The sequence below is a fragment of the Acidovorax sp. KPB24-03 genome, from assembly GCF_057546605.1.
On record NZ_BAAJYR010000112.1, the window covers coordinates 1 to 11,382 of the forward strand.

Genomic DNA, 11,382 nt, shown 5'->3' on the forward strand with positions numbered 1-11,382 from the left:
CCAGTGGCTGAGGCATGCGCTGGCAGTGCGGCCAGTGCGGCAAGTGCGGCAGTGCGGCAGTGCGGCATTCTTTTGAAAGAGCCACTGCAGGTCGGTCCGCAACGGATGGGACACAATCCCACGCAGCCAAGCCGCCGTCGCCACCAAAACCAAAGAAAAAGGCCCTCGCAAGCATTGCTTGCGAGGGCTTCCATATGGCGGAGTGGACGGGACTCGAACCCGCGACCCCCGGCGTGACAGGCCGGTATTCTAACCAACTGAACTACCACTCCTGGCAGGCAGCGTTTGCTTGTGAAAAGACACAAGCCAAGTGCTACAAACTTGGCGACCCTACGGGGATTCGAACCCCGGTACTCACCGTGAAAGGGTGATGTCCTAGGCCTCTAGACGATAGGGTCAAAACCTGGGAACTAACCGTTCTCTAACTCTCAGTGGTGGAGGTAAACGGGATCGAACCGATGACCTCTTGCATGCCATGCAAGCGCTCTCCCAGCTGAGCTATACCCCCACTGAATGACCACATTCACACTGTGACTGTCATCATTTCCTGAGCCTTGAATTATAGACAGGTTTTTAAGGCTTCAGCAATCTCGCTGCGATTTTTTCGCGGCCTACGAGTTCGAGCACCGCATCGACCGATGGCGTGTGGGCCGTTCCCACGGTCAGCACGCGCACCGGCATGGCCAGTTGCGGCATCTTGAGCGAATGGGCGGCGAGCACTTCCTTGAAGGCGGCAGAGATTGCAGCCTTGTCCCACGCACACGTGGTCAAGGCCTGCGACAGTGCACCGATGGCAGGCCACACGGCTTCGGTCACGTGCTTGGCGTACTCCTCGGGGTTGGGCGCCACATCGCCGTAGAAGACGAAAGCCCAGTCCGCCAATGCCACGGTCGTGTCGCAACGGTCCTTGAAAAGCGCGCAGATGCGCGGCAGGCGGCCATCGGCCAGCTCTGCCGCAGAAATGCCCCGCTGTTCCAGCAGCGGCGCCACGAGGGCGGCCAGGGCGTCGTCCGCCATGGCTTTGAGATGCTGCGCGTTCACCCACCGCAGCTTGGCTTCGTCGAACTGGGCGGCGCTGCGCCCCAGATGGTCGAGATTGAACCAATGCAAGAACTGCTCGCGGCTGAAGATCTCGTCGTCGCCGTGGCTCCAGCCCAGCCGGGCCAGGTAGTTCACCATGGCTTCGGGCAGATAGCCTTCGTCCCGGTATTGGGTCACGGGCTTGGCGCCATTGCGCTTGCTCATCTTCTCGCCCTGCTCGTTGAGCACGGTGGGCAGGTGGGCATACACCGGGGGCTGCTTTCCGAGGGCCTCGAAGATGTTGATCTGGCGGGGGGTGTTGTTGACGTGGTCGTCCCCACGGATCACATGCGTGATCGCCATGTCGATGTCATCGACCACCACGCAGAAGTTGTAAGTCGGCGTGCCATCTGGGCGCGCGATCACCAGATCGTCGAGTTCGTCGTTGCGGATCTCGATGCGCCCCTTGACCTTGTCATCCCAGATGACGGAGCCGCCCAGCGGATTGCGAAAACGCAGCACCGGCTGCACGCCCTGCGGCACGGCCGGGAGGGTCTTGCCGGGCTCGGGACGCCACGTGCCGTCGTAGCGCGGTTTTTCCTTGGCCTGCATCTGCCGTTCGCGCAGCGCGTCGAGTTCCGGCACGCTCATGTAGCAGGGATAGACATGGCCGGCCTGCTGCAGCTGTGCCAGCACTTCCTTGTAGCGGTCCATGCGCTGCATCTGGTAGAACGGGCCTTCGTCGGGCTGCATGCCGAGCCATTCCATACCTTCCAGAATCACGTCCACGGCGGCCTGGCTGGACCGCTCCAGGTCGGTGTCCTCGATGCGCAGGATGAAGTCGCCACCCGTCGCGCGGGCGAACGCCCAGGGGTACAGGGCGGAGCGGATGTTCCCCAGATGGATGAACCCTGTGGGCGAGGGAGCGAAACGCGTGCGAACGCGCTGGGTCAGGTTGGCTTCGGTCATTGCAGGGTATCCAGGCCGCGCGCGAGGTCGGCCTTCAAATCTTCGATGTGTTCCAGCCCGACCGCCACGCGGATCAGGCCTTGCCCCAGGCCGGCGGCCTGGCGCTGCTCTTCGGTCAGGCGGCCATGCGAGGTGCTGGCGGGATGGGTGATGGTGGTCTTGGTGTCGCCGAGATTGGCCGTGATGCTGCACACCCGCGTGCTGTCGATCACATGGAATGCCTGTGCACGGGCCGAGGCCGGATCGCCCTCTTTCACCTTGACGTCGAACGACAGCACGGCGCCGCCGAGGCCGGATTGCTGGCGCATGGCCAGCGCATGCTGGGGATGGGACGCCAGCCCCGGGTAGTACACGCGCGCCACACGCGGATGCGATTCGAGCCAGGTGGCCAGCTGCAGCGCGTTGGCGCTCTGCGCCTTCATGCGGATGGACAAGGTTTCCATGCCCTTCAGCACCACCCATGCATTGAAGGGCGACAGGTTCATGCCCGCGCTGCGGATCATGGGCGCGAGCTTGTCGTCGATGAGCGCGCGGGGTCCACACACGGCCCCCGCCATCACCCGGCCCTGTCCGTCGAGGAACTTGGTGCCGGAGTGAAGGACCAGATCCGCCCCCCATTTGGCGGGCTGCTGCAAGGCGGGAGAGGCAAAGCAGTTGTCTACGGCAAGCAGCACGCCGGCTTCATGGGCGATGTCGGCCAGCGCCTGGATATCGCACAGATCGGTCAGCGGATTGGTGGGGGTTTCCGCAAACATGAGCCGCGTTTCCGGGCGCAGCGCGGCCTTCCATGCGGCCGCATCGGTCTGCGGCACGAACGTCGTCTGCACGCCGAAACGCGACAGCTCTCCGCCGATGAGCTTGATGGTCGAGCCGAACATCGACCGGGAGCAGATCACATGGTCGCCGGTCTTGAGCAGTGCCAGGCACATGAGCAGGATGGCCGACATGCCGGTGGCGGTGCCAATCGCGGACTCGGTGCCTTCCAGCGCGGCCAGACGCCGCTCGAAGCTCGTGACCGTGGGGTTGCCGGTCCGGGTGTAGGTATAGCCCTCTTCCTCGCCGGCAAACCGGCGCGCCGCCGTCGCCGCGTCGGGCTGCACGAAGCTGCTGCTCAGGTACAGCGCTTCGGAATGCTCGCCGTACACGCTGCGGGGAATGGCTTCGCGCACCGCCAGCGTGTCGGGGTGCAGGCCTTCGGGAAGGGTTCGGGCAGTCAAAGGGGAGTTCATGGCGTGAAGATCCAAGCGAATAGCGGTCAGGCGTCCTGCGCATTGGGCAGGGCCAGGCGGGAGGTGTCTTCCTCCTGCGGCTCCTCCGCGCCCACACGCCCTTCGTTCAGCCGCGCGATGTCCTGCGCGGTGATGTCGCCCGTGACGTACACACCGTCGAAGCACGACGCGTCGAAGCCTTCGATGCGCCCGTTCAGTGCGCCCACTGCCTTCTTCATGCCGTTGACGTCCTGATAGATCAAGGCATCGCAGCCGATGGACTGCCGCACTTCTTCGACCGTGCGGCCATGGGCCACCAGTTCATTGCTCGTGGGCATGTCGATGCCGTACACGTTGGGGTAGCGCACCGGCGGCGCGGCGCTGGCCAGGTAGACCTTGCGGGCGCCCGCATCGCGCGCCATCTGCACGATCTCGCGCGAGGTGGTGCCACGCACGATGGAGTCGTCCACCAGCAGCACGTTGCGGCCCTTGAACTCGCTGGCGATGACGTTCAACTTTTGCCGCACGGACTTCTTGCGAACGCCCTGCCCCGGCATGATGAATGTACGCCCCACATAGCGGTTCTTCACGAATCCCTCCCGGTACGGAATACCCAGCAAATGCGCCAGTTGCGTGGCGCTCGGGCGGCTCGATTCCGGAATGGGAATGATCACGTCGATCTCGTTGGGCGGCACCGTGGAGACCACGCGCTTGGCCAATGCCTCGCCCAGGTTCAGGCGGGCCTGGTACACCGAGATGCCGTCCAGCACCGAATCCGGACGCGCCAGGTAGACGAACTCGAAGATGCAGGGGTTGAGTTGCGGCGCATCGGCGCACTGCTGCGCATGCACCGTGCCGTCGTCCGTGATGAACACGGCCTCGCCCGGCTGGATATCGCGCTCGAACACGTGGTTGGTGCCTTCCAGGGCCACCGACTCGCTGCCGACCATCACGGTGCCTTCCGGGCTGCGGCCCATGCACAGTGGGCGGATGCCGTGGGGATCGCGGAAGGCGACCAGCCCGTGGCCGGCGATCAGCGCGATCACGGCGTAGGAGCCCTTGACGCGGCGGTGCACGGCACGCACGGCCGCGAACACGTCCTCGGTCTGCAACGGCACACCGCGGGTGGCGCGCTCCAACTCATGCGCGAACACGTTGAGCAGCACTTCGGAGTCGCTCTCGGTGTTGGTATGGCGGTGGTCGGTTGAAAACAGTTCGGCGCGCAGCGATTGCGCATTGGTCAGGTTGCCGTTGTGCACCAGCACCAGGCCGAAGGGAGCGTTCACGTAGAACGGCTGGGCCTCTTCCTCGCTGTAGGCATTGCCCGCCGTGGGGTAGCGCACCTGCCCCAGGCCGACCGTGCCCGGCAACGCACGCATGTTGCGCGTGCGAAACACGTCGCGCACCATGCCCTTGGCCTTGTGCATGAAGAACTTGCGCCCCTGCTGGGTGACGATGCCCGCCGCATCCTGGCCCCGGTGCTGCAGGAGCAGCAGAGCGTCATAGACCAGTTGGTTGACAGGAGCCGTGCTGACCACGCCGACGATTCCACACATATTCGCGTTCCATCCAAAGGCGGGCGATCCCGCAATAAAAAAATCAGTGCAGCGCCACCGGGGTGGCACCGCGTCCCTGTCATGAAGGCAGATGCCTTCCCAGCGCTGGCGGCAAAGCCGGCTTCAAAACTTCCAGCATCCCCGTCAATATGGGGGCGGCCTGCGACTCTTTCCACCACAGCCCCTCCTGCAAGGGGGTCCACAGCACCACGAGCGATGCCGCCAGCAGCAACACCATGCCCCGCAACGCGCCAAATGCGGCCCCGAGCGTGCGGTCCACGGGGCGCAGGCCCACCGCTTCGATCAATTTCTTGGCCAGCCAGGCCAGGAATCCACAGGCAAACAGCGTGCCGATGAACGCCAGCGCAAAGCCCGCCGCATGCCGGACGGACTCGGCCGAATCGGAAATCGGCAGCCACCGCCCCACGTCCTCGGCCCACCACTGGGCCATGAAAAAGGCCATGACCCAGCCCGCCAGCGACAGCACCTCATAAATCAGCCCGCGCCAGGCCCCCAGCACCAGGGACCCCAGCAGCACCGCCAAGAAAATCCAGTCCAGCGATGCCATGTACGCACGCGAGCCGTCGGCCGGCTACAGCGCCAGGACCGAAGCCGACAGGCCCAGGCCCTTCACGCGCGCAGCCGCCTTGTCCGCTTCGGCGCGGGAGGCATAGGGGCCGACCCTGACGCGGGTGCGTTTACCGTCCTTGGTGTCCACCACCTGGGTGTAGGTCTTGAGGCCGGCGCGCTCCAGCGACTGGCGCACTTCGCGGGCCTTGTCGGCATCGGCGAAGGCACCCACCTGCACGATCAGCCGGCCCTCTTCGCTTTTGGAGGCTGCCGCGGCCGGCGCCGGGGTATCGCGCCCTTCGAGCAAGGCCCGCGCACGCGCCGCGTCTTCCGAGCGCTGCGGTTTGGCCTCGGGCTTGGGTTCAGGTTTGGTTTCTGGTTTCGATTCGTGAACCTGCGGCTTCGGCTCCGGCCGGGGCACCGGCTTGGGCTCGGCCCGCACCTCGGGCTTGGACGCCGCCGCAGGCGCGGGCGCAGGGGCGTGCACCGGAGCAGACGCCGCCGGCTTGGGCGCGTTGCGGCTAGACGGCACGACCTCTTCGCCTTCGGCCAGCCCCCCGGCCGACGCCATGGCCGGGGCCGAAGCTGCCGGACGGGCCGGCGCGGCCTCGGGCACCACCAGGGGAGCCACCTTGTTGCGATCGGGAATGTCGATAGGAATATCGACCGGGATGGGGCGCGGCTGGGTGTCGAACAGGATGGGGAAACCCACCACCCCCAGCAACACCAGCACCGCTGCGCCGATCAGCCGGTGCCGTGCGCGCCGACGCATGGCCTCGATGCTCTCAGCCTGGGCATTGCGCGAACGCTTGCCCGCGGGTTTATCGGGTTGCTCCTTGCTGCCGGGCCACCGAAACTTGAAAAATGCCATGGAGTGCAGAATCGTGCGGACCTTATGCGCCCAGATGCTTGGCCTGCAGGCGAGGCGTCCCATTGGTCAGAACGCCGCCCACCGTGTAGAACGAGCCAAAGACCACGATTCTATCAGCCGGCTCCGCGGCATCGACGGCCGCCTGCAGTGCCTGCTGGGGGTCCACGTGCAGGCTGGTGGGCACGGTGCGGCGCCCCCCGGCCACGATCTGCAGGGCGTTCCATTTCTGCTGCAGGCCCGCGGCGCTCTCGGCGCGGGGCGTGGGCAGATCGGTGAAATACCAGCGGTCCACCAGCGGACCGATCTTGGCCAGCATGGGGCCGAGGTCCTTGTCGGCCATGGCGCCCAGCACGGCATGCGTGGTGGGGAAGAACCCCATCGCGTCCAGGTTGGCGGTCAGCGCCGCCACCGAATGGGGGTTGTGCGCCACATCCAGCACCAGGGTCGGCTGGCCGGGAACGATCTGGAAGCGCCCGGGCAGTTCCACCATGGCCAGCCCGTTGCGCACCGCCTGGGCGGTGACCGGAAGCCGGTCGCGCAGGGCCTCGAGCGCCGCCAGGGCGCCGGAGGCATTGACGAGCTGGTTGGCGCCCCGCAAGGAAGGGTAGGCCATGCCGGCGTAGCGGCGCCCCCGCCCGGCCCAGCTCCACTGCTGCTTGTCGCCCGAAAAGTTGAAGTCATGGCCGAAGCGCCACAGGTCGGCGCCGATCTCCAGAGCATGGTCGAGCACGCTCTGCGGCGCCATGGGATCGCTCACCACCACGGGGCGGCCCGTGCGCATGATGCCGGCCTTCTCGCGTCCGATGGTTTCGCGGTCGGGGCCCAGGAATTCGGTGTGGTCGATGTCGATGCTGGTGATGACGGCGCAGTCCGTGTCGATCACGTTGGTGGCGTCCAGACGCCCGCCCAGGCCGACCTCGAGGATGGCCACATCCAGCCGCGACAGGCTCATGAGCCGCAGAATCGCCAGGGTGGTGAACTCGAAGTACGACAGCGAAATGTCCTCGCCATCCAGGATCCTGGCGCTTTCCACGGCGGCGAAGTGCGCGACCAGATCCGAAGCGGCGACGATCTCGCCGTGGATGCGGCACCGCTCCTCGAAGTGCACCAGGTGCGGCGACGTGTACACCCCGGTGCGGTAGCCCGACTGCAGCGCCACCGCTTCGAGCATGGCGCAGGTGGAGCCCTTGCCGTTGGTGCCGGCCACGGTGATGACCGGGCAGTCGAACCGCAGATCCATGCGCCGGGCCACGGCACGCACGCGGTCCAGGCCCATGTCGATGTTCTTCGGGTGCAGGCGCTCGCAATGGCCGAGCCAGCCTTCCAGGGTGTCGAAATTGGTGTGCATACGGGGCCGGATTGTCGCCGAGCGCGGCTTGCACGATGATCTGCGCCATGAGTACCCCCACCCGTACCCCCACCCGTCCCCTCGCCCACGCCGCCGCCCGCCCGGACACCACCGTGCTCTACGGCATTCCCAACTGCGACACCGTCAAGAAGGCCCGCGCCTGGCTCGCCGCCCAGGGCGTTGCGCACCAGTTCCACGACTTCAAGAAGCAGGGCGTGCCGGCCGATCGCCTGCCGCATTGGGCCGATGCGGTGGGCTGGGAAAAGCTGCTCAACCGCCAGGGAACGACTTGGCGCAAGCTGGATGCGGACACCCAGGCCGCCGTGCACGACGCAGGCAGCGCCGCCGAGGTGATGAAGGCGCAGCCCAGCGTCATCAAGCGCCCGGTCGTGGAATGGGCGGACGGCCGCATCACCGTGGGTTTCAACGAAGCCGATTGGAACGAAGCCGCCACCGCGCGCTCCAAGCCCTGAAACGGCACAAATCTTTACCCAGATTTACGGCCCCCGGCTGCAGGCTTGACACGGCGACCCTAAACTTTTTCTCAGCCTGATGCGTTGTACACCGACCGAAAGGAGCTTCTCCATGAAGAAAATCATCTTGTTGACCGCGCTGGCTGCCGTTGCAGCCGGTGCCAGCGCCCAGGAGCAGGGCCGCGTCCTCTCCGCCACCCCCATCACCGAGCAGGTGGCCATTCCCCAGCAGGTGTGCGGTAACGAAACCATCTACGGCGAATCCCGGCCGACCGGCGCCGGGGCGGTGCTGGGTGCCATCGCCGGCGGGGCCACCGGCAACGCGATCGGCAAGGGCAGCGGACGCGCCGCCGCCACCGCCATCGGGCTGATCGGCGGGGCCGTGCTGGGCAACAACATCGAGGGCACCCGGCCCGAGTACCAGAACGTGCAGCGCTGCTCCACCCAGACGTACTACGAGAACCGCACCATGGGCTACAACGTGCTCTACGAGTACGCGGGCCGCCAGTACACCACCCGCACGCAGCACGACCCGGGCGCCTGGATTCCCGTGAGCGTGCAGCCCATCGCCAGCGCGCCGCCGGCCCCCGCTTACTCCGGCGGCTACGCCCAGCCGGGCGTGGTGGTCTCCACCTACCCTGGCCCGCCCGCCTACGTGACGCCCTCGTCCACCACGGTCATCGAATACCACGACAGCTACGGCCGCCCCTACTACCCGCCCCGCCCGCGCGATCCCTACTGGCGCTGAAGGAACCACCGGCCGGACGGCCAACGCATCCAGCAGGGAGCCTTCGGGCTCCCTTTTTCGTGGGGCGCGCCTTCGGCCCGGCGTTTTGGGGCGCCGCCTCGCACGGGGAACGGGGGCCGGCCGCAGCGTTCAACCTAGAATCTTCGGTTTTCCCCCTTCCTCTTCCTTTCAAGCGCATCCATGACCACCGAAACCATCGACGGCGTGTCCGTCACCACCCAAGCCAACGTGTATTTCGACGGCAAATGCGTGAGCCACAACATCACGTTTCCGGACGGCACGAAGAAATCGGTGGGCGTGATCCTGCCCGCCACGCTGACCTTCAACACCGGCGCGCCCGAGATCATGGAATGCGTGGGCGGCGCGTGCGAGTACAAGCTCGACGGCACCGACGCCTGGGTGAAGTCCGGCGCGGGCGAGAAATTCAGCGTGCCCGGCCAGTCGAAGTTCGAGATCCGCGTCGCCAGCGCCTACCACTACATCTGCCACTTCGGCTGAACCGCAAGGCACCGCACATGGCCACCATCCTCCAGAACCTGCCCCTGAACCAGAAGGTCGGCATCGCCTTCTCCGGCGGTCTCGACACCAGCGCCGCGCTGCGCTGGATGAAGAACAAGGGCGCCCTGCCCTACGCCTACACGGCCAACCTGGGCCAGCCCGACGAGCCGGACTACGACGCCATCCCCGCCAAGGCGATGGAATACGGCGCCGAAAAAGCCCGCCTGGTGGACTGCCGCACGCAGCTCGCCCATGAAGGCATCGCCGCGCTGCAGGCCGGCGCCTTCCACATCAGCACGGCCGGCATCACCTACTTCAACACCACGCCGCTGGGCCGCGCCGTCACCGGCACCATGCTGGTGGCGGCCATGAAGGAAGACGACGTCCACATCTGGGGCGACGGCTCGACCTTCAAGGGCAACGACATCGAGCGCTTTTACCGCTACGGCCTGCTCACCAACCCCTCGCTCAAGATCTACAAGCCCTGGCTGGACCAGCTGTTCATCGACGAGCTGGGCGGCCGCGCCGAAATGTCGGCCTTCATGACGAAGGAAGGCTTCGGCTACAAGATGAGCGCTGAAAAGGCCTACAGCACTGACAGCAACATGCTGGGCGCGACGCACGAGGCCAAGGACCTGGAGTTCCTGAACAGCGGCATCCGCATCGTGAACCCCATCATGGGGGTGGCGTTCTGGAAGGACGATGTCCAGGTCAAGTCCGAGGAAGTGTCCGTGCGCTTCGAGGAAGGCCAGCCCGTCGCCCTGAACGGCGTCGAGTACAACGACCCCGTGGCGCTGATCCTGGAAGCCAACCGCATCGGCGGCCGCCACGGCCTGGGGATGAGCGACCAGATCGAGAACCGCATCATCGAAGCCAAGAGCCGCGGCATCTACGAAGCCCCGGGCCTGGCGCTGCTGCACATCGCCTACGAGCGTCTGGTGACCGGCATCCACAACGAAGACACCATCGAGCAGTACCGCATGAACGGCCTGAAACTGGGCCGCCTGCTGTACCAGGGCCGCTGGTTCGACCCGCAGGCCATCATGCTGCGCGAGACCGCCCAGCGCTGGGTGGCGCGCGCCGTGACCGGCACGGTGACGCTGGAGCTGCGCCGCGGCAACGACTACTCGCTGCTCAACACCGAGTCGCCCAACCTGACCTATGCGCCCGAGCGCCTGTCGATGGAAAAGGTGGAAGACGCGCCGTTCAGCCCCGCCGACCGCATCGGCCAGCTGACCATGCGCAACCTGGACATCATCGACACGCGCCACAAGCTGGGCGTCTACGCCCAGTCCGGCCTGCTGTCGCTGGGCGGCAATGCCGCGCTGGCGCAGCTGGGCGACGGCAGCGAGAAAAAGTAACGCCAGGCATCGAAAAGGCCTCCAGCGCTACCGCGACATGCGCTGGCAGCTATGAAAACAAGAGCAACCGCCCCGCCACCCGGCCGGGCGGTTTTCTTTTTTTGGCAGGCGGCGCGGATTCCTGTCACAAACCGGCCCGGCCACCCGTCTTGAAGGCATGAACGCCGACAAACCCCTCGCCCCGGACCCGCACACCGCCACGTTCCTTCAGCACCGCCCGCGCCTCCTGGGCGTGGCCTACCGCATGCTGGGCAGCCGCGCCGATGCACAGGACGTGCTGCAGGACGCCTGGCTGCGCTGGCAGTCCACGCCGGCCGAGCGCGTGCAGACGGCCGAGGCCTGGCTGGTGACCACCGTCACCCGCCTGTGCGTGGACCGGCTGCGCGCCACCCGCACCGAGCGCGAGGCCTACAGCGGCCCGTGGCTGCCCGAACCCTGGCTGGACCGCGACGCCACCGCGCCGGCGGCCGATGCGCGTGCCGAGCTGGCATCCGATCTGTCCATCGCGCTGCTGGTGGTGCTGGAACGCCTGTCGCCCGACGAGCGCGCCGCCTTCCTGCTGCACGACGTGTTCGACAGCGACTACGGCGAGATCGCCACCGTGCTGGACCGCAGCGAGGCGGCCTGCCGCCAGCTGGTGCACCGCGCCCGCACCCAGGTGCGCCGGGAGAAGGTGCGCTTTTCGGCCACGCCGGACGCCGCGCGGGCCCTGCTGCACCGCCTCGTGGACGCGATGCGCGCCCAGGACCACGGCGCCCTG

The 11,382-nt window shown here is 66.6% G+C and carries 11 protein-coding genes and 3 tRNA genes; 5 read left to right on the forward strand and 9 right to left on the reverse strand.

The genetic code is table 11. From position 1 onward, the window contains the following. Positions 1-195: 195 nt before the first annotated feature. The 9 genes from AC27KI_RS13375 to folC form a co-directional block, all read right to left on the reverse strand. Positions 196-272 (reverse strand) — tRNA-Asp (locus AC27KI_RS13375). A 50-nt stretch (positions 273-322) separates the two neighbouring features. After that, positions 323-398, reverse strand: a tRNA-Glu gene (locus tag AC27KI_RS13380). Positions 399-432: 34 nt separating this feature from the next. Next, positions 433-508, reverse strand: a tRNA-Ala gene (locus AC27KI_RS13385). A 65-nt stretch (positions 509-573) separates the two neighbouring features. Continuing rightward, the gene (gene gltX / locus AC27KI_RS13390) at positions 574-1,989 is read right to left on the reverse strand and encodes a glutamate--tRNA ligase (RefSeq protein WP_487114213.1); all 1,416 of its coding nucleotides are present in this window, start codon (positions 1,987-1,989) and stop codon (positions 574-576) included. Next, positions 1,986-3,218 carry an O-succinylhomoserine sulfhydrylase gene (locus tag AC27KI_RS13395; protein ID WP_372588245.1) on the reverse strand — a complete coding sequence of 411 codons (1,233 nt, stop codon included), beginning with the start codon at positions 3,216-3,218 and terminating at the stop codon, positions 1,986-1,988. The genes gltX and AC27KI_RS13395 overlap by 4 nt, the downstream gene beginning before the upstream one ends. A gap of 26 nt (positions 3,219-3,244) precedes the next feature. Then, positions 3,245-4,753 (reverse strand): amidophosphoribosyltransferase, encoded by a 1,509-nt coding sequence (purF, locus tag AC27KI_RS13400; RefSeq protein WP_284431508.1) that lies wholly within the window; start codon positions 4,751-4,753, stop codon positions 3,245-3,247. Positions 4,754-4,832: 79 nt separating this feature from the next. Then, positions 4,833-5,321 carry a CvpA family protein gene (locus tag AC27KI_RS13405; protein ID WP_284431507.1) on the reverse strand — a complete coding sequence of 163 codons (489 nt, stop codon included), beginning with the start codon at positions 5,319-5,321 and terminating at the stop codon, positions 4,833-4,835. Positions 5,322-5,345: 24 nt separating this feature from the next. After that, on the reverse strand, positions 5,346-6,194 hold the full coding sequence (locus AC27KI_RS13410; RefSeq protein ID WP_284431506.1) for an SPOR domain-containing protein: 849 nt from the start codon (positions 6,192-6,194) through the stop codon (positions 5,346-5,348). 22 nt (positions 6,195-6,216) lie between these two features. Then, positions 6,217-7,542 carry a bifunctional tetrahydrofolate synthase/dihydrofolate synthase gene (gene folC, locus AC27KI_RS13415; protein WP_487090295.1) on the reverse strand — a complete coding sequence of 442 codons (1,326 nt, stop codon included), beginning with the start codon at positions 7,540-7,542 and terminating at the stop codon, positions 6,217-6,219. A 47-nt stretch (positions 7,543-7,589) separates the two neighbouring features. On the opposite strand from folC, the gene AC27KI_RS13420 reads away from it, so the two are divergent. The 5 genes from AC27KI_RS13420 to AC27KI_RS13440 all read left to right on the forward strand — a co-directional run. Then, positions 7,590-8,015: an ArsC family reductase gene (locus AC27KI_RS13420; RefSeq protein ID WP_487090296.1), complete on the forward strand. Its 426-nt coding sequence runs from the start codon at positions 7,590-7,592 to the stop codon at positions 8,013-8,015. A gap of 112 nt (positions 8,016-8,127) precedes the next feature. Continuing rightward, on the forward strand, positions 8,128-8,763 hold the full coding sequence (locus AC27KI_RS13425) for a glycine zipper 2TM domain-containing protein (protein ID WP_487090297.1): 636 nt from the start codon (positions 8,128-8,130) through the stop codon (positions 8,761-8,763). 180 nt (positions 8,764-8,943) lie between these two features. Continuing rightward, positions 8,944-9,261, forward strand: a complete 318-nt coding sequence (gene ppnP / locus AC27KI_RS13430; RefSeq protein WP_272568545.1) for a pyrimidine/purine nucleoside phosphorylase — start codon at positions 8,944-8,946, stop codon at positions 9,259-9,261. A gap of 17 nt (positions 9,262-9,278) precedes the next feature. Next, positions 9,279-10,622 (forward strand): argininosuccinate synthase, encoded by a 1,344-nt coding sequence (gene argG / locus AC27KI_RS13435; protein ID WP_272568543.1) that lies wholly within the window; start codon positions 9,279-9,281, stop codon positions 10,620-10,622. 157 nt (positions 10,623-10,779) lie between these two features. Continuing rightward, positions 10,780-11,382 (forward strand): sigma-70 family RNA polymerase sigma factor (locus AC27KI_RS13440; RefSeq protein ID WP_487114216.1); only part of this gene is annotated, 603 nt, incomplete at its 3' end.